Annotated in this window: 21 protein-coding genes; 14 read left to right on the top strand and 7 right to left on the bottom strand. The window is 70.0% G+C overall.

Translation table 11 applies throughout. The features are described 5' to 3' along the window. Window positions 1-160: 160 nt before the first annotated feature. From ftsZ to AC1MEY_RS11470, 7 genes are all read left to right on the top strand, one after another. A complete protein-coding gene (gene ftsZ, locus AC1MEY_RS11500; protein WP_480230752.1) occupies window positions 161-1303 on the top strand; it encodes a cell division protein FtsZ in 1143 nt (380 codons plus the stop codon). A 26-nt stretch (window positions 1304-1329) separates the two neighbouring features. Then, on the top strand, window positions 1330-2034 hold the full coding sequence (pgeF, locus tag AC1MEY_RS11495; protein ID WP_480230751.1) for a peptidoglycan editing factor PgeF: 705 nt from the start codon (window positions 1330-1332) through the stop codon (window positions 2032-2034). 237 nt (window positions 2035-2271) lie between these two features. Further along, window positions 2272-2961 carry a cell division protein SepF gene (locus AC1MEY_RS11490; protein WP_480230750.1) on the top strand — a complete coding sequence of 230 codons (690 nt, stop codon included), beginning with the start codon at window positions 2272-2274 and terminating at the stop codon, window positions 2959-2961. A 119-nt stretch (window positions 2962-3080) separates the two neighbouring features. Further along, a complete protein-coding gene (locus tag AC1MEY_RS11485; RefSeq protein WP_480230749.1) occupies window positions 3081-3371 on the top strand; it encodes a YggT family protein in 291 nt (96 codons plus the stop codon). A 158-nt stretch (window positions 3372-3529) separates the two neighbouring features. Further along, entirely contained in the window at window positions 3530-4363 is an 834-nt protein-coding gene (gene wag31 / locus AC1MEY_RS11480; protein ID WP_480230748.1) for a DivIVA-like cell division protein Wag31, read from the top strand. Window positions 4364-4378: 15 nt separating this feature from the next. Then, window positions 4379-4825, top strand: a complete 447-nt coding sequence (locus tag AC1MEY_RS11475; RefSeq protein WP_480230747.1) for a hypothetical protein — start codon at window positions 4379-4381, stop codon at window positions 4823-4825. Window positions 4826-4881: 56 nt separating this feature from the next. Next, window positions 4882-6234, top strand: coding sequence for a TIGR01777 family oxidoreductase (locus tag AC1MEY_RS11470; protein WP_480230746.1), 1353 nt, complete (start codon window positions 4882-4884; stop codon window positions 6232-6234). On the opposite strand, the gene AC1MEY_RS11465 is transcribed toward AC1MEY_RS11470, so the two are convergent. The 4 genes from AC1MEY_RS11465 to AC1MEY_RS11450 are packed head-to-tail and all read right to left on the bottom strand — an operon-like array spanning window position 6216 to window position 10484. Continuing rightward, window positions 6216-6923, bottom strand: coding sequence for a type 1 glutamine amidotransferase (locus AC1MEY_RS11465; RefSeq protein ID WP_480230745.1), 708 nt, complete (start codon window positions 6921-6923; stop codon window positions 6216-6218). The two genes, AC1MEY_RS11470 and AC1MEY_RS11465, sit on opposite strands and share 19 nt — an antisense overlap. A gap of 25 nt (window positions 6924-6948) precedes the next feature. Beyond that, window positions 6949-8175 carry a serine hydrolase domain-containing protein gene (locus tag AC1MEY_RS11460; RefSeq protein ID WP_480230744.1) on the bottom strand — a complete coding sequence of 409 codons (1227 nt, stop codon included), beginning with the start codon at window positions 8173-8175 and terminating at the stop codon, window positions 6949-6951. 22 nt (window positions 8176-8197) lie between these two features. Further along, window positions 8198-8860 (bottom strand): response regulator, encoded by a 663-nt coding sequence (locus AC1MEY_RS11455; RefSeq protein ID WP_480230743.1) that lies wholly within the window; start codon window positions 8858-8860, stop codon window positions 8198-8200. Further along, on the bottom strand, window positions 8853-10484 hold the full coding sequence (locus AC1MEY_RS11450) for a sensor histidine kinase (RefSeq protein WP_480230742.1): 1632 nt from the start codon (window positions 10482-10484) through the stop codon (window positions 8853-8855). Before AC1MEY_RS11450 ends, AC1MEY_RS11455 begins: the two co-directional genes overlap by 8 nt. Window positions 10485-10614: 130 nt before the next feature. Between AC1MEY_RS11450 and AC1MEY_RS11445 the strand changes: the two genes are divergently transcribed. From AC1MEY_RS11445 to AC1MEY_RS11420, 6 genes are all read left to right on the top strand, one after another. Next, on the top strand, window positions 10615-11595 hold the full coding sequence (locus tag AC1MEY_RS11445; RefSeq protein ID WP_480230741.1) for a Bug family tripartite tricarboxylate transporter substrate binding protein: 981 nt from the start codon (window positions 10615-10617) through the stop codon (window positions 11593-11595). Then, window positions 11592-12104, top strand: coding sequence for a tripartite tricarboxylate transporter TctB family protein (locus AC1MEY_RS11440; protein WP_480230740.1), 513 nt, complete (start codon window positions 11592-11594; stop codon window positions 12102-12104). Before AC1MEY_RS11445 ends, AC1MEY_RS11440 begins: the two co-directional genes overlap by 4 nt. After that, the gene (locus tag AC1MEY_RS11435) at window positions 12104-13642 is read left to right on the top strand and encodes a tripartite tricarboxylate transporter permease (protein WP_480230739.1); all 1539 of its coding nucleotides are present in this window, start codon (window positions 12104-12106) and stop codon (window positions 13640-13642) included. The genes AC1MEY_RS11440 and AC1MEY_RS11435 overlap by 1 nt, the downstream gene beginning before the upstream one ends. Further along, a complete protein-coding gene (locus tag AC1MEY_RS11430; protein WP_480230738.1) occupies window positions 13639-14028 on the top strand; it encodes a universal stress protein in 390 nt (129 codons plus the stop codon). The genes AC1MEY_RS11435 and AC1MEY_RS11430 overlap by 4 nt, the downstream gene beginning before the upstream one ends. Window positions 14029-14938: 910 nt before the next feature. After that, window positions 14939-17515 (top strand): beta strand repeat-containing protein, encoded by a 2577-nt coding sequence (locus AC1MEY_RS11425; protein ID WP_480230737.1) that lies wholly within the window; start codon window positions 14939-14941, stop codon window positions 17513-17515. 132 nt (window positions 17516-17647) lie between these two features. Beyond that, a complete protein-coding gene (locus AC1MEY_RS11420; RefSeq protein WP_480230736.1) occupies window positions 17648-18424 on the top strand; it encodes a DUF1206 domain-containing protein in 777 nt (258 codons plus the stop codon). Here the strand turns inward: AC1MEY_RS11420 and AC1MEY_RS11415 are convergent. Genes AC1MEY_RS11415 through AC1MEY_RS11405 form a run of 3 tightly spaced genes read right to left on the bottom strand, consistent with a single transcriptional unit; the run spans window position 18387 to window position 21534 of the window. Then, window positions 18387-18719 (bottom strand): Rieske (2Fe-2S) protein, encoded by a 333-nt coding sequence (locus AC1MEY_RS11415; RefSeq protein ID WP_480230735.1) that lies wholly within the window; start codon window positions 18717-18719, stop codon window positions 18387-18389. The genes AC1MEY_RS11420 and AC1MEY_RS11415 overlap by 38 nt on opposite strands. After that, a complete protein-coding gene (nirB, locus tag AC1MEY_RS11410; protein ID WP_480230734.1) occupies window positions 18716-21181 on the bottom strand; it encodes a nitrite reductase large subunit NirB in 2466 nt (821 codons plus the stop codon). The genes AC1MEY_RS11415 and nirB overlap by 4 nt, the downstream gene beginning before the upstream one ends. Then, the gene (locus AC1MEY_RS11405; protein ID WP_480230733.1) at window positions 21181-21534 is read right to left on the bottom strand and encodes a molybdopterin oxidoreductase; all 354 of its coding nucleotides are present in this window, start codon (window positions 21532-21534) and stop codon (window positions 21181-21183) included. Before AC1MEY_RS11405 ends, nirB begins: the two co-directional genes overlap by 1 nt. Window positions 21535-21698: 164 nt before the next feature. On the opposite strand from AC1MEY_RS11405, the gene AC1MEY_RS11400 reads away from it, so the two are divergent. Continuing rightward, window positions 21699-23117: a nitrate/nitrite transporter gene (locus AC1MEY_RS11400; RefSeq protein WP_480230732.1), complete on the top strand. Its 1419-nt coding sequence runs from the start codon at window positions 21699-21701 to the stop codon at window positions 23115-23117. Window positions 23118-23119: the final 2 nt, after the last annotated feature.

Raw genomic sequence — 23119 nt, 5'->3', positions numbered from 1 at the left:
ACCGACACGCCACGGCGCGCCTGCGCGGATACCCTCCGTACTCGCCCTACCGTTCTGGTCGTACGGATCTACTTGACATAACTCTAAGCCTGTGGTTGAGGTTGAGGGTTTTGCCCGGGAGTCCGGCACCCCATCCAGGCAATCAGGGAGGAAGGCGACGATGACGCCCCCGCACAACTATCTCGCCGTCATCAAGGTGGTCGGCATCGGTGGCGGCGGCGTGAATGCCGTCAACCGAATGATCGAACAGGGCCTCAAGGGCGTCGAGTTCATCGCCATCAACACCGACGCTCAGGCGTTGTTGATGAGCGATGCCGACGTGAAGCTCGACGTCGGCCGCGACTCCACCCGGGGCCTTGGCGCGGGCGCCGATCCCGAGGTCGGACGCAAGGCCGCCGAGGACGCCAAGGACGACATCGAGGAACTGCTCCGCGGTGCCGACATGGTGTTCGTGACCGCAGGCGAGGGTGGTGGCACCGGCACCGGTGGCGCACCCGTCGTCGCGACCATCGCGCGCAAGCTCGGTGCGCTCACGGTCGGCGTCGTCACCCGGCCGTTCTCGTTCGAGGGCAAGCGCCGGTCGAACCAGGCCGAGACGGGCATCACCGCGCTGCGCGAGAGCTGCGACACGCTCATCGTGATCCCCAACGACCGTCTGCTGCAGATGGGCGACGCGGCGGTATCGCTGATGGACGCGTTCCGCAGTGCCGACGAGGTGCTGCTCAACGGCGTGCAGGGCATCACCGACCTGATCACGACGCCCGGCCTGATCAACGTCGACTTCGCCGACGTCAAGGGCGTCATGAGTGGTGCAGGCACCGCGCTCATGGGCATCGGGTCGGCGCGAGGCGACGGACGCGCGCTCAAGGCCGCCGAGATCGCGATCAACTCGCCGCTGCTCGAGCAGTCCATGGAGGGTGCCCAGGGCGTGCTGCTGTCGGTCGCCGGCGGCAGTGACCTCGGCCTGTTCGAGATCAACGAGGCGGCGTCGCTGGTGCAGGACTCCGCGCATCAGGACGCGAACATCATCTTCGGCACGGTGATCGACGACTCGCTCGGCGACGAGGTGCGCGTCACGGTCATCGCGGCGGGCTTCGACGCCACGGGACCGAGCCGCGCGCCGGTGACCGGTCCGGCCGGCCAGGCGATCGCGCCGGGGCGTGCGGGCAAGGTCGGCTCGCCGTTCGGTGAGCCCGCCCATCCCGCCGACACGTCGCTGCACACCAACGGTGCGACGGTCAGCATCGGTGGCGGCGGGGACGACGACGACGACGTCGACGTGCCGCCGTTCATGCGGCACTGAGCCCGACGCACGTCGGTCTCAGTAGCGTGAGCGTCCGCGTCCGCCGGGTCACCACCACGCGTAGGGGTGGGTTCTCGGCACCGCCGTACGACACCTTCAACCTCGGCGACCACGTCGGAGACGATCCCGACGCCGTCGCCGCCAACCGCAGACGGCTGGCGGCGGCGACGGGTCTCGGTCCCGACCGGGTGCGGTGGATGCACCAGGTGCACTCCGACCGGGTCGCGGTCATCGACGGGCCCGGACCCACCGTCGCCGACGTCGATGCGCTGGTGACGACGGAGCCGCGGCTGGCGCTCGCCGTGCTCAGCGCCGACTGCGTCCCGGTCCTGCTGGCCGACGCGCGGGCGGGCGTCGTCGGCGCCGCGCACGCGGGCCGGGTCGGCGCTCGGAACGGCGTGGTGCTCCGCACCGTCGAGGCCATGGTGGAACGCGGCGCCCGCGTCGAGGACATCTCGGTGCTCCTGGGCCCGGCGGTCAGCGGTCGCAACTACGAGGTGCCCGCCCAGGTGGCCGACGAGGTCGAGACTGCGCTGCCGGGCAGTCGCACCACCACGGCCAGGGGCACGCCGGCGCTCGACATCCGCGCCGGCCTGGTGCGCCAACTCTCCGAGGCGGGGGTGCGTGCGATCGACGTCGACCCGCGGTGCACGGTCGAGGATCGAAACCTGTTCAGCCACCGGCGCGGAGCGCCCACGGGCAGGCTCGCCGCACTGGTGTGGATGGAATGACCCCGTCGTGGACGACCGGACGTTTGACGGTCGAGTCCGGACGGGTACTAGTCCTCGGTCAGGCAACGGCTCGGTCCATCGGCGACCTCGAGACGGCGTTTCAACATGGCTGCGCGCGTGCGCGTGTCGGTACCGCCCTCACACCACACCGCCCGCTAACGTCACCTTCATCAGTCACACCAGTCACAACTTCATCACAGACAACACAAACCACAGTCTCGGCGAAGGGTCATCCAGATGAGCACGTTGCATAAGGTCAAGGCCTACTTCGGTATGGCGCCGATGGACGACTACGACGACGAGTACTACGAGGACGACGATCGCACCGCACGTGCGGCGTACCCGCGACGTCCCCGCGAGGAGCGCTTCGAGGAGGAGTCCTACGGCCGCGAGCGCGAGCCGCGTGGCTACGACGAGCGCACCGGCGCAAGGGAATTCGAGCGCGAGTTCGGTCGCGAGATGGATCCCGTGCCCGCCGGCTACCGCGGCGCCGGCTACATGGAGGAGCCCGGCTACCGCGCCGGCATGCGAGGCGGTCCCCGTAGCGAGTTCGCCCAGCCGCGCTTCAACACGCTGCGCGGCGCGACCCGCGGGTCCGCGGCGATGGAGCCGCGCCGGATGGCCGAGCTGTTCGAGGCAGGCAGCCCGCTCGCGAAGATCACCACGCTGCGCCCCAAGGACTACAGCGAGGCCCGCACCATCGGCGAGCGCTTCCGCGACGGCACGCCCGTGATCATGGATCTGGTGTCGATGGACAACGCGGACGCCAAGCGTCTGGTCGACTTCGCCGCCGGGCTGGCGTTCGCCCTGCGCGGATCCTTCGACAAGGTGGCCACCAAGGTCTTCCTGCTGTCGCCGGCCGACGTCGACGTCAGCGCCGAGGAGCGCAGGCGGATCGCCGAGGCGGGTTTCTACTCCTACCAGTAGCCGTGCCGGTTGGTCCGGGGTGACGTCGCCCGCGGCGGGTAGGCTCGGAGCCGAATCCCGTCGCGGTACGCACCGCGTACGTGCACTGTCACACATCTGCCTGGAGTGAGGTCGCCCCCTTGGCGTTGTTCTTCGAGATCCTTGGCTTCGCGCTGTTCGTATTCTGGCTATTGCTCATCGCCAGGGTCGTCGTGGAGTTCATCCGATCCTTCAGCCGGGACTGGCGTCCCAAGGGCTTCACCGTGGTGGTCCTCGAGGTCATCTTGACGTTGACAGATCCGCCCGTGAAGTTGCTCCGGCGACTGATTCCGCAGCTCACGATAGGTGCGATCCGGTTCGACCTGTCGATCATGGTGTTGCTGCTGGTGGCGTTCATCGGAATGCAGCTGGCCTTCGGCGCGGCGGCCTGACCGTCCGGGAGCCGAGTGGTCGAAGACTGAAGATCGCTCTTAATTCCGGCCTCTCGTGCAACCGGCGAGTCTCCTGTGACAGGATGGGCGCCAGTTACTTCCACCATGGCTCTACACTTTGAGACCGGTTGACGGTCCAGACTCCAAGGGGGCAGACGATGCCGCTCACTCCTGCTGACGTTCACAACGTCGCATTCAGCAAGCCACCCATCGGCAAGCGCGGCTACAACGAGGACGAGGTTGACGCCTTCCTCGACCTGGTCGAGAACGAGCTGACCCGCCTGATCGAGGAGAACGCCGACCTCCGCCAGCGTGTCAGCGAGCTTGACTCCGAGGTCGCCTCGGCACGCGCCGGCGGTGGCAACGGGCAGCCCGCCCAGTCGATCCCGCTGTACCAGCAGCCGGAGCCCGAACCGGAGCCCCCGGCGCCCGCGCAGCCCGTGTACGAGGCTCCGCCCGCCGCCGCGCCGGTCCAGGCCGCGCCGCAGAGCGAGGAATCGGCCATGCGTGCGGCCCGCGTCCTCACCCTCGCGCAGGACACCGCAGACCGTCTGACCAGTACCGCGCAGGCGGAGTCCGACAAGCTGCTGTCCGACGCACGGGCGCAGGCCGACCTCATGGTCAGTGAGGCCCGCCAGACGGCGGACACCACGGTCACCGAGGCCAAGCAGCGCGCCGACGCTCTGCTGCTCGACGCGCAGACGCGCTCGGAGACGCAGCTGCGCCAGGCGCAGGAGAAGGCCGACGCCCTCCAGGCCGACGCCGAGCGCAAGCACTCCGAGATCATGGGCACCATCAACCAGCAGCGCACCGTGCTCGAAGGGCGGCTCGAGCAGCTGCGCACCTTCGAGCGCGAGTACCGCACGCGACTGAAGACCTACCTCGAGTCGCAGCTGGAGGAACTCGGACAGCGTGGCTCGGCGGCGCCGGTCGACTCGACCGCCAACACCGACGGCACCCAGTTCAACCAGTTCAACCGGGGCAACAACTAACCGATCGGCTGATCCGTGCTCATCGTTGCGCTCGTCCTTGCCGTCGTGGGCCTCGCAGCCCTCGTCACCGCGGTCGTCACCAGTAACGAACTGATCGCCTGGGTGTGCATCGGCGCCAGCGTCATCGGCGTCGTCCTGCTCATCGTCGACGCCCTGCGGGAACGCTCGCGCGACGGCGGCGCCGTCGCGGACGTCGAGGACGGGCCGGAGGATCGCACCGAGGTGCTGTCCGAGCCCGCCGAGGACTACCCGGACGACGCGACGACGCAGATCCCCACCTACGCCGACGCCGACACGGGTGAGTCCGACACCACGCGGACGACCACCGAGACCGAGGCGATCCCTACGGAGTCGACCCCCACCGAGTCGAGCCCCGCGAAGTCGACCTCGGAGGCCGAGACCACGGCGGTCGCCGTCGAGGACGACCCGGCCGACGACGATCGGCCGCGCACCACCTCCTAGACACGCCGACCGCCGCACGGGCGATCCGGATGGTTCCCTGCAACGAATCAAGGATCGTGGGCATCGAATACGAGAGCGTCGTCGACCATCCGCTGGACGAGGTCTTCGCCTGGCACACCCGGCAGGGCGCGATGCGGCGGCTGGTTCCGCCGTGGCAGCCGATGACGGTGGTCGCCGAGACGCCGTCGCTCGCCGACGGCCAGGCCATCCTCGGCCTTCCCGGCGGACTGCGGTGGATCGCCCAGCACGATCCGGCCGCCTACGACCCGCCGCACCGCTTCGTCGACGCCCTGTCCTCGTCGGGCGTCCGCTCGCTCCCGCCGCGCGTGATCGGCTGGTGGCGCCACACCCACGACTTCGCCGAGGGACCCACGGCGGGAACCACCCGCGTGTCCGACCGGGTCGACACCACCGTGCCCGGCGCGGGACTGCGCTCGACCTTCGTCTACCGGCACCGTCAGCTCGCCGACGACCTCGCCGCACACCGCGACGCGGCCCAGGCCGGCGCGGGCCGGTTGACGATCGCGGTCACCGGCGCGTCCGGTCTCGTCGGGACGGCGCTCACCGCGATGCTCAGCACCGGCGGGCACCGCATCGTCCGGCTGGTCCGGCACGAGCCGACCTCCGACGGTGAACGCCGCTGGAACCCGGCCGACCCGGCACCGGACCTCCTCGACGGCGTCGACGCCGTCGTCCACCTGGCGGGTGAGTCCATCTCCGGCCGGTTCAACGAGGCGCACCGGCGGGCGGTGCGCGGCAGCCGCATCGAGCCGACGCGCAAGCTGGCCGAACTCGCCGCGCGCGACGGCGGCCCGCGCGTGTTCGTCAGCGCGTCCGCCATCGGGTTCTACGGGTACGACCGCGGTGACGTCCAGCTCACCGAGGATGCCGGCCGCGGCGAGGGCTTCCTCGCCGACGTCGTGTCGGACTGGGAGGCAGCCCTGGCCCCCGCCGTCGACGCCGGGGTGCGCGTGGTGCCGGTGCGGACCGGGATCGTGCAGGCCGCCGACGGCGGCACCCTCAAGCTGCTGCGTCCCCTGTTCGCAGCCGGTGTCGGCGGGCGTCTCGGCTCGGGCAAGCAGTGGCTGTCGTGGATCGGCATCGACGATCTGCTCGACGTCTATTACCGCGCGATCTACGACGACCGGCTCGTCGGTCCCGTGAACGCCGTGGCGCCGAACCCGGTGCGCAACGAGGAGTACACGAAGGTGCTGGCCAGTGTCATGCACCGGCCGGCGATCGTGCCGGTGCCGGGCTTCGGCCCGCGGCTGCTCCTCGGTAGGCAGGGAGCGCGCGAGCTGGCCGAGGCCAGCCAGCGGGTGGTGGCGGCCAAGCTCGCGTCGGTGGAGCACCGCTTCCGTCATCCCGACGTCCGCGGCGCGCTGTCACATCAGCTGGGGCACGGCTGAGCGACCACCCGCCTGGTGAACTCGCGGACCAGGTGGCGTAGTCGCGCACCCGCGTCGGCCTGCAGATCGGCCGTGGCGGACCGCAATCGATCCGCGGTGAGCCCCACGGCGTCGAGGTCGGCGCCCCCGTCGGCGGCCAGCCACGTCTCGAGCAGGTCGGTGTCGAGTTCGGGGTGGAACTGCAGCGCCAGCGTCCGGCCGAGCAGGAAGGCCTGCGAGGCGTTGGCCGTGCGCGCGAGTTCCGTGGCGCCGGGCGGGAGTCGCCACGCGTCGAAGTGCCACTGGAACCAGCGGCCGCCGGGGATCAGGTCGGCGTCGTCGGTGTCGATCTCGTACCAGCCGATCTCGGGTACGTCGGCGCGGCCGACGGACCCGCCGTGCGCCTGGGCCAGCAGCTGGCCCCCGAAGCACACCCCGAGCGCCGCGACGCCCGCGTCGGCGGCGTCGCGCAGCATCTGCATCTCGGCCTCGATCCAGCGCTGCCCGCCGTACACCGGCCAGCTCGCCCCCAGCGGGACGACCACGTCGTAGTCGCGCGGATCGGGGAAGGTCACGTCCACGTCGAGGGTGCCGGCGGGCGGAACGACGTCGAACGTCGCGACCTCGTAGCCGGATTCGACGAACGCGTCGCCGAGCATCGCCTCGGTGGCGATGTGTTCATTGCGGATGAAGAGGACCGTGGGAGCCACGGTCAGTCATTCTCGTCCATCGGCGTCATCCCGGCGGCACGGGTGGGGCGTGGCCGGGCGCCAGCTCGGCGCCGAGCCTGCGGAACAGGGTCATGGCGGCGTTGACGTAGTTGCCGGCGTCGTCGAACGCCTCGGGCGCGAAGGTGACGGCGACCGCGATCGCGATCTTCTCGGCCGGCAGGTACGCCATGACGCCGGCCTGCCCGGCGAACATCGGGTTCTGCAGCAGCCAATCGCCGGAGGTGACGATGCCCATGCCGTAGGTGTAGCCGTCGGTCATCGGCGCGCAGGTGGCACACCCGGGCTGCGCCCTGGTCCTGCCGCGCAGATCGGTGGCGACCATCAGGTCGTAGGAGTCGCGGGACAGCAGCGTGCCGGTGCCGATCGCGACGGCCGAGGCGGCCATGTCGTGGATCGTGGTGGTTTGAACGGCGCCGCGGGTGATGGTCCACGACGGATTCCAAAACGTGGACTCCTCGTAGAACGGTGTGCCGCTCGGGATTCCGAGTGCCTGGCGGCGTTCGCCGGTGAAGGCGTGCAGTACCGGCGTCGGGATGTCCGGCGTGGCCGAGTCCGCGGTGGCGGTCAGGCCGAGCGGGCGGAGCACCTGCTCGGAGATCAGCGTGGCGACGTCCTCGCCGGTCGCCTTCTCCAGGGCCAGGCCCAGCAGGACGTAGTTGGTGTGGGCGTAGTTCCAATTGGTCCCCGGTTCGTAGAGCAGCGGCCCGGACGTCGCGTAGGCGAGCAGGTCGTCGGGCGTCCACTGCCGGAACGGGTCGGCCTGCGACGCGTCGTCGAACGCGGTGTTGCCGATGACGTAGTCGCGGTAGCCGGAGGTCATCCGGGCGAGCTGGCGCAGTGTCACCCGGTCGGCGTGCGGCACGTCGGGCAGCCACGTCGACAGCGTGTCGTCGAGCCCGACGGTGCCCTGCTCGGCGAGGCGCAGCAGCAGGGTGGCGACGTAGGAGATGGCCACCGCCCCGTTGCGGAAGTGCATGGCGGGCGTCGCGGGTACGCCGGTCATCGACTCCCCGGTGGCGGCGGTGACGACGTCGCGGCCGTCCTGGGTGACGCGGACGATCACCGCGCGCAGGTGGGAGGTGTCCATCACCTCGTCGACGATGCGCAGCACGGCGTCGGCCCGCGGGTCCGCGGGCGGCGCGGCGGCGGGGGAGTCGCGGGCCGCGGAACCGCAGGACGCCACCAACGTGACGGTGCAGAGCGCGGCCAGCACGCGTCGGGGGTTGCGCATGACCGATCTTGACAGTTCGACGTCACCGCGCGGCGCGGTACCGCCGTTCGGGTCGGCCCGCGCCGTACTGCAGGCGCAGCTCGACGGCCCCGGCGCCCAGGTAGTGCTCGAGGTAGCGGCGCGCGCTGACCCGCGAGATGCCGATCAGCTCAGCGCATTCCGCGGCCGACACCTCGCCCGCGGTGCGCAGCGCGTCGAGCACCAGGCGGCCGGTCTCGGCGCCGAGACCCTTGGGCAGCTGCTCGGTGCGCTGCGCCGCCGAGCCGAACAGCGTGTCGATCAGCGACTGGTCGGCACCGGTGGCGGCCGTGAGTGCGTCGGCGCGGGCGGCGAACGCCTGCAGCTTGCCCTCGAACTGGTCGAACTCGAACGGCTTCATCAGGTAGTCGGCGGCGCCGCCGTCGAGCGCCCCGGCGACCGTGTCGAGTTCGCGTGCCGCGGTGATCATGATGACGCCCACGCGGTCGCCGCCCGACCGCAGCCGCTGCAGGACGTCGAGGCCGGTCATGTCCGGCAGGTGGACGTCGAGCAGCAGCAGGTCGGGGGACAGCGCGACGGCCTGCTCGAGCGCCTCGGCGCCGGTGCGCGCCACCCCGATCGCGCGGAACCCGGGGACGCGTTCGACGAACCGCCGGTGGATCTCGGCCACCATGAAGTCGTCGTCGACCACCAGGACGTCACGCATCGACGGCCACCGCCGTCGAATTCGGGCTGGGCAGGCTGACGTCGAACACCGCACCGCCCGCGGCGCCGTCGGACACCCGGACCGACCCGCCGAGTTGCGCGCTGACCAGCCGCACCAGCGCCAGCCCGATGCCGCGGCCGCCCGGCACCTCGGCCTTCGAGGTGATCCCGCGCGCGAAGATCGTCTCGCGCATGTCCTCGGGTACGCCGGGCCCGGAGTCGGCCACCGAGATGGTCAGGCAGTCGCCGTCGTTCACCGCCACCCGCACCACGGCGCGGCCCGATCCCTCGGAGACGTCGACGGCGTTGTCGATCAGATTGCCCAGCACGGTGATGACGTCGGTGGCGAGCGCGGGATCGAGCGCCGCGAGGTGGCTGCGGTCGTCGATCTGCAACGCCACCCCGCTCTCGGCGGCCAGGGAGGTCTTCGCGATCAGCAGTGCGGCCACCGCGGGGTCGGAGACGTGGCGGGTCACGGCGTCGCTGATCTCCGCACGGCGGCGGGTGAGCGTGCCGACCAGGCTGCGTACGGCGTCGTACTCGCCGAGCTGGACGAGACCGGAGATGGTGTGCAGCTGGTTCGCGAATTCGTGGGTCTGCGCGCGCAACGTGTCGGTGACACTCTTGTGTGACGACAGCTGGCCCTGCATGGAGGCCAGCTCGGTGCTGTCACGCATGGTGGTGACGGTACCGATGCGCTCGCCCCGGGTGCTGGCCGGGCGTCGATTCAGCGCGAGAACCCTTGTCCGCGTGGTGATCACGACGTCGCTGCCCTCGTCCCCGGAGAGCAGGAACCGGGTGACGGCGGGGTCGATGCCGGTCGCGTCGAGGTGCCGGCCCACCGCGTCGCCGCCGACGCCGAGCAACTCCTGGGCGCTGTCGTTGAGCAGGGTGACGACGCCGTCGGGGTTCACGGCGACCACGCCCTCGCGGATGCTGTGCAGCAGGGCCTCGCGGTGGTCGGCCAGGCCGGCGATCTCGGCGACCTCGAGGCCGCGGGTGTGGCGCTTGATCCGCCGCGACAGCAGCCACGACGTCAGCAGGCCGAGCGCCGCCCCGAGTCCGAGGTACACCAGGAGGCGCTCACCCGCTCCGCTGAGCAGCTGCCACGTCGACGGGTACGGCTCGCTGACCGACACCACCGCGAGCACCGCGCCGTCGGTGGACAGGATGGGCACCTGACCGATCAGGGAGTGCACGCCGCCGCCGTCCTGCTCGATCTCGACGTCGCCCGCCCAGGCCCGGCCCTGCACCACCAGGCTGGGCCCGAAGTCGGCGCGCCGGCCCACCCGGGACGGATCCGACGACGCCCGGATCACGCCGTCGGGCGCGGAGATCTCCACCAGCCGGGCGCCCGACAGCGCGACGGCGCGATCGACGTCGGGCGCGAGCACCAGCGAGGCGGAAGGATCGGCGTACCGCTCCCGGACGATCGGCGTCGAGGCCAGGTTTTCCGCGACCGCGATCATCCGCTGCCCGCGCACCTCCCGGAACTCCTGGGTGGACTGCGCCACCGACACTGCGGCGACCGCGCCGAGCACGACGGCGACCACGAGCACCTGGAAGGCCAGGAACTGACCGGCCAGGCTGCGCGCGGTCAGCTTCCGCGGGGCCAACCTGGTCATCGGTCGATTCGATCACGGTCGAGTGGACTCAACGACCACAACTTCCTTTGCGTCCGAAACAGTGACCTGGATCACCTGGGAGGCCCAGTATGGCTGAGCATCACATCCAGTGAAGGGGACGACCGTGTCGATGGTTCGACGAAGTACGAAGTGGCTGGCCGCCGTGGTGCTGCTCGCCATGGTGATGACCGGATGCGGGGTGACGCGTGGCGACGATCCGTCGAGCATGCACCGCCTCCGCATGATGGTCCCCAACAGCCCGGGCGGCGGGTATGACCTGACCGCCCGCACGGCGGTGAAGATCATGGAGGACAAGGACATCACCGGCCGCATCGAGGTGTTCAACGTCATCGGTGCCGGCGGCACGGTGGCGATGGCGCGCCTGATGAACGAACGCGGCAACGGCGACCTGATGATGATGATGGGGCTCGGCGTCGTCGGTGCCACCTACACCAACGGGTCCAACGCGCGGGCGTCGGACGCCACGCCGCTGGCCCGCATGGTGGAGGAGCAGGAGGGGATCCTGGTCCCCGCCGACTCGCCGTTCCGCACCGTGCAGGATCTGGTGGCCGCGTGGAAGGCCGACCCCGCCAAGGTGACCGTCGGCGGCGGGTCGTCCCCCGGTGGACCGGACCACCTGTTCCCGATGGAGACCGCGCGCGCCGCGGGCATCGATCCGCGCAAGGTCAACTACATCGCCTACGACGGCGGCGGCGACCTGCTGACGGCCCTGCTGGGCAAGAAGATCGCCGCGGGCACCTCGGGTCTCGGCGAGTACGTCGACCAGATCGAGGCCGGGTCGGTCCGCGTGCTCGCGGTGTCGGGTGACGAGCGGGTCGAGGGCGTCGACGCCCCCACGCTGCGCGAGGCCGGCATCGATCTGACCTTCACCAACTGGCGTGGAGTACTCGGGCCCCCCGGCATCTCGGGTGAGTCCCGGGCCGCGCTGGTCAAGGTGCTCGAGGAACTGCACGCCACGGACGCATGGAAGGAAGCGCTGGTGAAGAACGGATGGAGCGACGCGTTCGCCACCGGTGAGGAGTTCGATCAGTTCCTCACCGATCAGGACGAGCGGGTGTCGTCGACGCTGACCGAACTGGGTCTGCTGTGAGTGCCCCGGAGCAGGCACCCGAGAAGCGGGTGGACTACGCGCAGTACCTGGTGGTCGCGGTGCTCGCGATCGTCGGCGCGTTCCTCGTCTTCAACGCACTGACCCTGCCGGAGGGGTTCGCGAAGGTGGACCCGGTCGGGCCGAAGTTCTTCCCGATGGTCATCGGCATCGCCGCACTGGTCCTGGCGGTCATCCTGGCCGTGGCGATCCCACGCGGATCCCGCGGCGAGGCCGACGCCGGCGAGGACATCGATCCCGACATGCCGAGTGACTGGAAGACGGTCGGGATGCTCGTCGCGTGCTTCGTCGCGATGATCCTGCTCGTCAACCCGCTCGGGTGGGTCATCACCAGCACGCTGTTCTTCGGCGCCGCGGCAACGATTCTCGGCAGCAAGCACTACGTGCGCAACGTCGGGATCGGACTGATCCTGGCGCTCGCCAGCTTCTACGCGTTCTATTCAGGGCTCGGAATCCCGCTGCCCGCAGGCATCTTGGACGGAATCCTCTAGTGAACAACTTCGACTGGCTCATGCAGGGCTTCGCCGAGGCCGCGACGCCGATGAACCTGCTGTACGCCTGCATCGGCGTGCTCCTGGGCACCGCGGTGGGCGTGCTGCCCGGCATCGGACCCGCCATGACGGTGGCACTGCTACTACCCATCACCTACAACGTCAGCCCCAGTGCGGCGTTCATCATGTTCGCAGGCATCTTCTACGGCGGCATGTACGGCGGGTCGACGACGTCGATCCTGCTGAACACGCCGGGGGAGTCGTCGTCGGTGATCACGGCGATCGAGGGCAACAAGATGGCCAAGGCGGGCCGAGCCGCGCAGGCACTCGCCACGGCGGCCATCGGGTCGTTCGTGGCCGGTGCCATCGGCACCACCCTGCTGGCCCTGTTCGCGCCCGTCATCTCGCGGTTCGCGGTCACCCTCGGCGCCCCGTCGTACCTGGCGATCATGCTGTTCGCGCTCGTCGCCGTCACCGCGGTGCTCGGCAGTTCCAAGCTGCGCGGGGCGATCTCACTGGTGCTGGGCCTGTCCATCGGCATCGTCGGCATCGACTTCCTCACGGGGCAGCCGCGCGCCACGTTCGGCATCCCGCAGCTGTCCGACGGCATCGACATCGTCGTCATCGCGGTGGCCATCTTCGCCCTCGGCGAGGCCCTGTGGGTCGCCGCGCACCTGCGCAGGCGTCCCGCCGACATCATCCCGGTCGGTCGGCCGTGGATGGGCAAGGACGACTTCAAGCGGTCGTGGAAGCCGTGGTTGCGCGGTACCGCGTACGGGTTCCCGTTCGGTGCCCTGCCCGCCGGTGGCGCGGAGCTGCCGACGTTCCTGAGCTACATCACCGAGAAGAAGCTGAGCAAGCACCCCGAGGAGTTCGGCAAGGGCGCGATCGAGGGCGTGGCCGGTCCCGAGGCCGCGAACAACGCGTCCGCGGCGGGCACGCTGGTGCCGATGCTGTCGCTGGGCCTGCCCACCAACGCGACGGCGGCCGTGATGCTCACGGCGTTCGTGTCCTACGGCATCCAGCCCGGCCCGACGCTCTTCGAGAAGGAGCCGCTGCTCATCTGGACGCTCATCGCGAGCCTCTTCATCGGCAACTTCCTGCTCCTGGCGCTCAACCTCCCGTTGGCGCCGCTGTGGGCCAAGCTGCTGCGCACCCCGCGGCCGTACCTGTACGCGGGCATCCTCTTCTTCGCGACGCTCGGAGCGTTCGCGGTGAACCTGCAGCCGCTCGACCTGGCGCTGCTGCTGATCTTCGGGCTGCTGGGTCTGATGATGCGGCGATTCGGTCTGCCGGTCCTGCCGCTAATCATCGGCGTCATCCTGGGCCCCAGGATCGAACGTCAGCTGCGGCAGAGCCTGCAGCTCGGTGGCGGCGAGTGGAGCGGCCTGTTCACCGAGCCGGTGGCGATCGGCACCTACGTGGCGATGGCGATCCTGCTGCTCATCCCGCTGGTGCTCAAGCTGCTGCACCGTGACGAAGAGACGCTGCTGGTGGTCGAGGACGACAAGGATCAGAGAGAGAAGGCCCAGGCATGATCGTGATCGGTTACACCGCAGACAGATACGGGCAGGCGGCGCTTACGCACGGGATCGCGGAGGCCAAGCTGCGCAACACCCGGGTGCTGGTCATCAACTCGACGGCGGGCGACGCCTACACGGACTCCACGTTCGCGACGCCCGAACAGCTGGGCGACGTCCGGGACGCACTCAGCGCGGCGGGCGTGCCGTTCGAGGTGTCCCAGCCGGTGGGCGTCGACGCGGCCACGGAGCTGCTCACGGCGATGGACGGCCACGACGCCGAGTTGCTCGTGATCGGGATCAAGGACCGCAACCCCGTGGGCAAGCTGCTGATGGGCAGCGTGTCGCAGCAGGTGCTGCTCGAGAGCCCCAAGCCCGTCCTCGCCGTCAAGCCCGCGGAGTGACGATGCGCGTCAGGCAACCCCGTTCCGGGACCAGTGCAACACCGCGTCCGCCGCGGTCGAGCGTGCCCGGCCGGCGTTGCCTGACGCGTGTCGAGGAGTTTGCCATGGCAAATTGGACACACACTGGGGGCAATTGCCGCGGTGGTCAAATGACCAATCACGATCACGTTGCGCGCAAATCTTGCGGCACGCACCATTCACGCACCGCACAGCTCTGGTTAGATAAGCCAAACAAAATGGTGTTACCCACTTCGATCCGTCGATAAACCACTCAATCGAGATTGATCGCGATCGGATCCGCCGCCGACGAGGGGCATCGTCGCCGCCGGTGAGAGGCTCTTTTTCCCGGCCGCGACCGCCGTGCGGGACGGTGTCGCGGCCGACCCGGGCGCGAGCGAAGCGCCCGAGCCCGCCGCGACACGCCGGAGCGTCTGGCGCGGCCACCCCGCCCCGTACCGCCGCGTGCAGTGTCAGCGAACAACGTCGACTACAGAGGCATCGCGCGAGCCGCGTCGACGTCGGCTCACGACGCCGGCGTAGGGCCTCGTCCCGCGGAGTTCGGAACGACTGCCGTGCGGCAGGCGCCAACGCGCGCATTCGTTAATCTACGGACCCGTTGACGTGCGATTTCCTCGTCGTGCGAGGCGTCGATCGCCGGGGTGCAACTGAGGACGTCGACCATGTCGTGACGTCGCGTGATTGGACTCACACACGCAATGACGCCAACGTCAGAAATGGTCGTCGCGGCGCGCTCGGCGCAATTCTGGCAAGCCCAGCGAACTGATCTTGTAGCAAACTGTTTTGGTGATCGGAAAAGCGTTCAAAAGGTCTGTTTGCAAATCTCTGGCTATCGACTTTTCCTTGATGTAACTTTTGCTGATCGCGCCACATTCCTAATCAGGGGGTTGTCATGCAACTTGCTCTCCGTTCACCTCTCTCCGCCGGCATCGCGCTGGTTGGAGCAACCGCCATCGCCATCAGCCCGATGGCGCCGCCCGCCCCCAACCTCTCGATCAGTGCCGACTCGATCCGCACGGTGTACGCCGAGTACACGCCCACCGGTCTCGCCGAGGCGCTCGCGACCATCGGCACAGGACTCGGCGTTGCAGGCACCCAGCTGAACCAGGGCCTCGGGCTCACCGGTTCGCAGGCGCTGGTCAACTTCGGCACCGCGGGGTCCACGCTCAACCAGACCCTCGGCGTCGCGGGCACCGGCCTCTCGACGACCACGCTCGCCGCACTGGCCACGATCGCCAGCAATCCGCTGAACCCCGGTGCCTACCCCGCGGCACTAGCGCTCCTGATCGCCGGTACCTCAACGACTTTGGGCACGGCCGCTCAGGGCCTGGGCATCGCGGGCTCGCAGCTGAACTTCGCGCTCGGCTCCCTGGGAACGGGCATCGGCCAGACCCTCGGGACGGCAGGCAGCACGCTGAACCTGGCGCTCGGGACCGCGTTGAGTGAACTCGCACCCGACCTCCTCGCCGCGGTGGGCGTCCTCGCCACCGGCGCGGCCGTCGCCCTCAACAACGCCTTCACCGGTCTGGCGACCGCGGGCACGCAGGCGCTGGCGGGCATCGGTGGCGGGCTCACCACGCTGGTGGCCGGACTCGGCGGGGCGGGCACGGTCGCGCTCGCCGGACTCGGCGCCGCCGGCGGCATCGGTCTTGCCGGTCTGGGTACCACCCTCACCGCCGGTCTGGGCACGTTGGGCGCCGTCGGCGCCTCCGGCCTCGCGACCGCCGGAGCGGCAGGCGCCTCGTTGCTGGGCGGCGGCGTCGCGGCGATCACGGCAATCCTGTCCAACCCGCTCAACCCCGCGAACTACGCAGTCGCGCTCGGCTCCCTGCTCGCCGGCACCTCTACGGCGCTCACGGGCGGGCTTGCCGGACTCGGCGCCACCGGTGCCCTCGGCCTCGCGGGCCTCGGTGGGACTGTGGCCACCGGCCTCGGGACGTTGAACGCGGCGGGCAGCATCGGGCTGGCCTCGCTGGGGCAGGCCGGCGCGTTCGGCCTGGCCGGCGTCGTCGGTGGCGGTGCTCAGGTGATCGCCGGTCTGGGCGCCGCGGGCGCCTCGACCCTGGCCACGATCGGTGGCGTCGGTGCCACGCTGGCCACGGCGATCACCACGGCACTCGGCCTGGTCGTCGGCGGAACCCCGGAGGCGCCGGTCGTGACGACCGCGCTGCGGGTCGCCCCGGAGGACTCGATCTCGACGCTCGCGGTCACGCCCGGTGACCTCGGCGCCGCACTCGAGGTGACGGTCGCCGGAGGCGGGCTCGCCCTTCAGCAGACGCTGTCCGGCATCCAGGCCGCCGGTGCGGTGGGGCTGCAGGGGCTCGGTGTGACCGGTGCCCAGGGTCTGGCCGCCATCGGCGCGACCGGCGCGACCGCCCTCAACGCGGCCACGGTCACGGGCGCGACGGGTCTGCAGGCGATCACCGTCACCGGTGCTCAGGGCCTCGCCGCCATCGGCACGACCGGTGCGACGGGTCTGCAGGCGCTGACGGTGACCGGTGCCACCGGTCTCGCCGCGCTCGGCACCGCGGGTTCCGCGTTCGCCGCAGGCGGACTCGGCGCGCTGGCCGCCATCCTGTCCAACCCGTTCAACCCGGGGAGCTACGCCGCCGCGCTGGCGACCCTCGGCGCCGGAACGTCCACCGCGCTCGCGCAGGGTCTCGCCGGTGCAGGTGCCACGGTCGCGCAGGCCGTGGCCGGTGGCGCGGCCACCGGTGCGCAGGCACTCGCGGGTGGAGTCGCGACCGGTGCGCAGGCGCTCGCGGGTGGCGTCGCCACCGGAGCGCAGGCACTGGCCGGCACCACGGCGACGGGAGCCCAGGCGCTCGCGGGTGCCACGGCGACCGGAGCCCAGGGTCTGGCCTACACGGGCGCGGTCGGGTCGATCGGACTGCAGACCGCGGGCAACGCGGCCTCCACCATCGGCACCACGGCCGAGACGGCGCTGAGCATCCTGGCGGCGCCTGCCGAGACCCAGGGCGCCGTGCAACCGGACACCAGCGACGTCAGCGACACGACGAGCGTCGCACGGTCGGCACGCAGCGCGGCACCCGCGCTGGCCGCCGCACCCGAGGTGTCCGACGCCGAGGAGGCCCCGGCGGCCGAGGCGGCTCCGGCCGCCGAGGTCAGCGCGCCGGTCGCCAAGAAGGCCCCCGCGGCCGAGACGTCCAGTGCGTCGAGCACCACGACGAAGAAGGCGGAGAAGGCGGAGAAGGCGGCGAAGGCCGACACCTCCGACAGCTCCTCGGCCGGCGCGTCGAGCAGCTCGAGCAGCTCGAGCAGCTCGACCGGCAGCACCGGGGCCAACAAGGCCGAGCCGAAGACCAAGGCAGGGTCCTCCAGCACGGGCGGTAGCTCGGGCGGCGGTGCCTCCGAGAGCGGTTCGTCGGCCGGCGGATCCTCCGCCTCCGGTGGCGACTCGGGCGGCAGCTCGGGTGGTTCCGACTCGGGCGGCTCGGATGGCAAGTAGTCACACACGGCGGTAGACGGCGATGGGTCCCTCGTACGCGAGGGGCCCATCGTCGCGTCCGGGTGCGGCTCGTTCTACTTTCACGTCAATACTCGGGTTTGGTGGGTGATCTTGCAGGGGTAACCCCCGGCCATGGTCGACACCAAGGGCGCGGTCCGCAACGCCGCCGACAATGAGTGGTTCGAACGCGCGGCGCGGGCCGGCTTCATCGCCAGCGGCGTCCTACACATCCTCCTCGCGTGGATCATTCTCCGACTGGCGTTCGGCGCCGCGGGCAACGCGGACCAATCCGGCGCGCTCGCGCAGCTCGGCAGTCAGACGGGCGGGGCGATCATGCTGTGGCTCGCCGCCGCAGGTCTCGCGGCCCTGGGCCTGTGGCACCTCGCGGAGGCGGTCGTCGAACGGGACGCCAAGGACAAGGTCAAGGCAGCCGCCGTCGGCGTGGTCAACATCGCGCTCGCGGTGTCGGCGGCACGGTTCGCCATGGGCGGCGGCCAGTCCAGCGGCCAGCAGAACGCCGGCATGAGCGCACAGCTGATGCAATCCGGCTGGGGCAAGGCGGTTCTCATCGTCGTCGCGCTGGTGTTGATCGGCGTCGGCGGCTACCACGTCTACAAGGGCGCCACGAAGCGCTTCGAGAAGGAACTGACCCGCTCGAAGGGTTCGGTGGTGACGCCGGCCGGCGTCATCGGCTACGTCGCCAAGGGCTTGGTGCTCGCGGGTGCCGGGATCCTGGTCATCGTCGCCACGCTCACGTCCGACCCCGCCAAGGCCTCCGGCATCGACGCCGCGGTCAAGACCCTCGGCTCCGCCCCGTTCGGCCGAATCCTCCTGGTGCTCGCGGCGATGGGAATCGCCGCGTACGGCGTCTTCAGCCTGATTCGTGGTCGCTACGCGGACATGTCGTGACGCGGACCTCGCCCTGATCGTCTACCGACGCCTCGTGCGCGCGCACGCTCGGGCCGCCGTTGACCTCCTCGCCCGTGCTGAGGTCGAAGCCGAGACCGTGTAGCGGGCACACCACGACGGCGTCGTCGGTCAGGCCGTCGGCCAGCGGACCGCCCCGGTGCGGACACACCGCGCCCAACGCGCGCAGCGAGCCGTCACGCATCCGGTAGACGGCCACCTGCTCACCGTCGACGGCGAACGTACGGCCCTCGCCAATGGGGATCTGGTCGACGTGGCCCACCACGGCGCTGCTCATCGGACCGGCACCCGGGGCAGCGGCACCAGCGGCAGCGACGTCCTGAACTGCCCCTCCGTCGCCGGCTCCCGACCGTCCTGCCACGGATCGCGGTACGCGGCAACGGACTTCGCCATGTTCGCGTCGAGCTGCTCGGCCAGCCCGTCACTGTCGTCCACCACGATCTCCCGCAGCCGCTCGATGCCGATCCGGGGGACGAAGGCGTAGGTGCGCTCCAGCCAGTTGGCGTTCTCGCGGTAGTACTGCAGGAAGCGGCCGGTCAGCGTCATCACCTCCTCGGGTGAGTCGACGGTGGCCAGCAGGTCGCCCTTGCGGATGTGCGCGCCGGCCGCACCGCCGACGTACATCTCCCAGCGGCCGCCGTCGATCGCCACGACGCCCAGGTCTTTGCACAGCGACTCGGCGCAGTTGCGCGGGCAGCCGGTGACGGCGAGCTTTATCTTGGCCGGGCTCGCCAACCCCTGGAAGCGTTCCTCGATCGCGATGCCCAGCGCCGTCGAGTCGCCGACTCCGAACCGGCAGAAGTCGCTGCCCACACACGTCTTCACGGTGCGGAAGCTCTTGCCGTAGGCGTACCCGGACGGCATGTCGAGGTCCGACCACACTGCGGGCAGATCCTCCTTGCGCACCCCGAGCAGGTCGATGCGCTGCCCGCCGGTCAGCTTGATCATCGGGATCTCGTACTTCTCGGCCACGTCGGCGATCTTGCGCAGCTGCGAGACGTTGGTGACCCCGCCCTTCATCTGCGGCACGACCGAGAACGTGCCGTCGCGCTGGATGTTGGCGTGCACGCGGTCGTTGATGAAGCGGGCGTCCCGCTCGTCGACGAACTCGTCGGCCCACATCGTCTCCAGCAGCGACGCCAGCGCCATCTTGGATCCCGCGTCGGGTTTGCCGTCGGGCGCCAGCGCCGCGAACACCGATGACACCGAGTGCAATCGGAGTTCGCGGATGTGCGTCATCAGGGTCGGCTTGTCGTAGGGCACGGCGGGCACGTACCAGGATGCGGACGGGTCCTCGGTGACCGCGCCGCCGGCGGCCCACTCCACGACCTGCCCGACGAGCTGCTTGCACGAACCGCAGCCCTTGCCCGCCTTGGTCTTCGCCATCACGCCGGGCAGCGAGGTGATGCCGTCGCGGACGCAGCCGACGAGGTCTGCCTTGGAGACGCCGTTGCAATTGCAGACCTGTGCGTCGTCGGCGAGTTCGGCGACGCCTACCCCGACGTCGGGCGTGCCGATGTCGAACATCAGCGACACCCGCTCGTCGGGGAGCGGCAGCCCGCTGTCGAAGGCCTGGGTCAGGAACGACACCTTGGACACGTCGCCGACGAGCGTCGCACCGACGAGCTTCCCGTCCCGGATCACGATCGTCTTGTAGACGCCGTGCCGGGGTTCGGAGTACTGCACGAATTCGTCGTCGTCGAACTCCGGCGCCTTGACGCCCATCGACGCGACGTCGACGCCCGCCACCTTCAGCTTCGTCGCGACGCGGGAGCCGTGATAGGCGGCGGCCACGTCGTGTCCGGTCAGGTGGTCGGCCAGTACCTTGGCCTGCTCCCACAGCGGGGCGACGAGCCCGTACACCTGACCGCGGTGCTGCGCGCACTCGCCGACCACGTACACGTCGTCGTCGTCGACCGACCGCATGTGGTCGTCGGTGACGATCGCACGCTCGACGGTCAGCCCGGCGCGCTGGGCCAGCCCGACGTTGGGCCGGATCCCTGCGGCGATCACCAGCATGTCGCAATCCAGGTGTTGACCGTCGGAGAAGACGATGCCGGTCAATCGGCCGTCCTCGGACACCGTCACCTCGGTGGTGCGCTTGCCGGTGTGCACCCCGATGCCGAGCGCCTCCACCGACTTCCGCAGGATCGCGCCCGCCAGGTCGTCGAGTTGGGCGTTCATCAGCACGGGTCCGGCGTGCACCACGTCGACGGTCAGCCCGCGGTTCTGCAGTCCACGTGCGGCTTCCAGGCCCAGCAGGCCGCCGCCGATGACGACGGCCTTCGTGCGGGTGGCCGCCTCGGTGATCATCGTCGAGGTGTCGTCGAGGGTGCGGAAGCCGTACACCCCGTCGACGAGGGTCTTGTCGTCGGCCCACAGGCCCTTCATCGGCGGGAAGAACGAGCGGCTGCCGGTGGCCAGGATCAGCTTGTCGTACCGCATGCTGGTGCCGTCGTCGGCGTGGACCACGTGCGCGTAGGTGTCGATCCGCACGACGCGGACGCCGGCCCGCAGGTCGATGCGGTTGTCGGCGTACCAGTCGAGGGCGTTGAGGTAGATCTCGGCCGGATCATCGCTGCCCGCAAGCACGTTCGACAGCAGTATGCGGTTGTAGTTGCCGTACGGTTCGTCGCCGAACACGGTGATGTCGAAGGCGTCCCCGCCGCCGCGGGCGAGGATCTCCTCGATGGCGCGGATCCCGGCCATCCCGTTGCCGACGACCACGAGCCGTGGCATCAGACCTCCACCAGGCCGAGGTCCAGCACCAGGGTCCCGGTGCATCCCGCGGGTGCGGCCACCCACAGCTCGAGCACCGTGTCGCCGAGGAGGTCCTCGACCACGCGCAGCGCGACGTGCGTGGCACCCTTCGCGGCAATCGGGAAGTAGCGCATGGGCTTACCGTCCCGCATCAGGACGGCGCTCACCATCTCGTCGCAGCCGTTGCCACCGCGGAAGTACACCGGCTGCGTCACCGCGCCCGCGGGCACGACGTAGCGCAGCGCGGCGTCGATCGGCACCGGTTCGTCGAGCCCCTTCCCGGTGAACTCGTAGGCGCCCTGCAGGAACCGTGGGGTGCTTCCGTCGGTCATGCCCTCAACAGATATGTGTCGATTGTTTCCGCATCGTTTCCTGCGCGAGGCGGCCGTGAATCCCGTTGCGCACGGGGCGTCGGGACGGCACTGTGAGCCACACTTGACATGACGGTCACGGACGCGCAACCGGCGCAACATCGCCCGCGCATAGAACTGTCACCATGAGCAAGCTCTCCCACAGCCGCGACATTCACCACTGGGATTCCGAGGACGTCGACGCGTGGGCGTCGGGCAACGACAAGATCGCCAAGCGCAACCTGATCTGGTCCATCGTGGCCGAGCACGTCGGGTTCTCGATCTGGTCGATCTGGTCGGTGATGGTGCTGTTCATGCCGCAGGACGTGTACGGCATCGACGCGGCGGGCAAGTTCTACCTCGTCGCGGTGCCCACGCTGGTCGGCGCGTTCATGCGCATCCCGTACACGATCGCCCCCGCCCGCTTCGGCGGCCGCAACTGGACGATCGTCAGCGCCCTGCTGCTGCTCATCCCGACGCTGCTCACCCTGTGGGCGATGAAGAACCCCGGCACCAGCTACACCACGTTCATGGTGGTCGCGGCGTTCGCCGGGTTCGGTGGCGGCAACTTCGCGTCGTCGATGACCAACATCAACGCGTTCTACCCGCAGCGGCTCAAGGGCTGGGCGCTCGGCCTCAACGCCGGCGGCGGCAACATCGGCGTGCCGGTCGTCCAGTTGATCGGGCTGCTGGTCATCGCGACCGTCGGCAACACGGCGCCGGAGATCGTCTGCGCCATCTACCTGGTGCTGATCGCGGTGGCGGCGATGGGTGCGGCGTTCTTCATGGACAACCTGCGCAACCAGAAGTCCAACCTCGGTGCACTCGCAGAAGCGCTGCGCTACAGGCACTCCTGGGTGATGAGCTTCCTCTACATCGGTACCTTCGGATCGTTCATCGGCTTCTCGTTCGCGTTCGGCCAGGTGCTGCAGATCAACTTCCTCGCCGGTGGCGACACCGCAGCGCAGGCCGCCCTGCACGCCGCGCAGATCTCGTTCCTCGGCCCGCTGCTCGGGTCGATCTCACGGCCGTTCGGCGGCAAGCTGGCCGACCGCATCGGCGGCGGACGGATCACGCTGTACACCTTCGTCGCGATGATCTTCGCCGCGGGCATCCTGGTCGCGACGGGCATGATGGACGACGCCGCGCCCGGTGCCCCCAGCGGAGCGCACATGACCGGGTTCGTGGTCGGCTTCATCGTCCTGTTCGTGCTGTCCGGCATCGGCAACGGCTCGACGTACAAGATGATCCCGTCGATCTTCGAGGCCAAGGCACAGGACAAGGACGGCTGGACCGCCGACGAGAAGGCCGCGTGGTCGCGGCGCATGTCCGGGGCCCTGATCGGGTTCGCCGGCGCGGTGGGCGCCCTGGGCGGCGTCTTCATCAACGTGGCGCTGCGACTGTCGTACACCGGGGCGGCGAAGTCGGCCACCAATGCGTTCTGGGTCTTCCTGGTGTTCTACGTGGTGTGCGCCGTCGTCACCTGGTTCGTGTTCCTGCGCATGCAATCGGTGCGGACCGTCGCCGGTGAGCACGTGGGCCGGGCACCGGCGCCCGTCGGCTGACG

It is taken from the genome of Mycobacterium sp. PTI7, assembly GCF_056679845.1.
Note: the sequence above shows the minus strand (reverse complement) of the source record. Positions and strands in the feature narration are given on the sequence as shown.

Coding starts and splice junctions, on each gene's coding strand:
- ftsZ (WP_480230752.1), top strand. CDS start 161: ATGACGCCCCCGCACAACTATCTCGCCGTCATCAAGGTGGTCGGCATC.
- AC1MEY_RS11490 (WP_480230750.1), top strand. CDS start 2,272: ATGAGCACGTTGCATAAGGTCAAGGCCTACTTCGGTATGGCGCCGATG.
- wag31 (WP_480230748.1), top strand. CDS start 3,530: ATGCCGCTCACTCCTGCTGACGTTCACAACGTCGCATTCAGCAAGCCA.
- AC1MEY_RS11460 (WP_480230744.1), bottom strand. CDS start 8,175: ATGCGCAACCCCCGACGCGTGCTGGCCGCGCTCTGCACCGTCACGTTG.
- AC1MEY_RS11455 (WP_480230743.1), bottom strand. CDS start 8,860: ATGCGTGACGTCCTGGTGGTCGACGACGACTTCATGGTGGCCGAGATC.
- AC1MEY_RS11450 (WP_480230742.1), bottom strand. CDS start 10,484: ATGACCAGGTTGGCCCCGCGGAAGCTGACCGCGCGCAGCCTGGCCGGT.
- AC1MEY_RS11445 (WP_480230741.1), top strand. CDS start 10,615: ATGGTTCGACGAAGTACGAAGTGGCTGGCCGCCGTGGTGCTGCTCGCC.
- AC1MEY_RS11430 (WP_480230738.1), top strand. CDS start 13,639: ATGATCGTGATCGGTTACACCGCAGACAGATACGGGCAGGCGGCGCTT.
- AC1MEY_RS11425 (WP_480230737.1), top strand. CDS start 14,939: ATGCAACTTGCTCTCCGTTCACCTCTCTCCGCCGGCATCGCGCTGGTT.
- AC1MEY_RS11420 (WP_480230736.1), top strand. CDS start 17,648: ATGGTCGACACCAAGGGCGCGGTCCGCAACGCCGCCGACAATGAGTGG.
- AC1MEY_RS11415 (WP_480230735.1), bottom strand. CDS start 18,719: ATGAGCAGCGCCGTGGTGGGCCACGTCGACCAGATCCCCATTGGCGAG.
- nirB (WP_480230734.1), bottom strand. CDS start 21,181: ATGCCACGGCTCGTGGTCGTCGGCAACGGGATGGCCGGGATCCGCGCC.
- AC1MEY_RS11405 (WP_480230733.1), bottom strand. CDS start 21,534: ATGACCGACGGAAGCACCCCACGGTTCCTGCAGGGCGCCTACGAGTTC.
- AC1MEY_RS11400 (WP_480230732.1), top strand. CDS start 21,699: ATGAGCAAGCTCTCCCACAGCCGCGACATTCACCACTGGGATTCCGAG.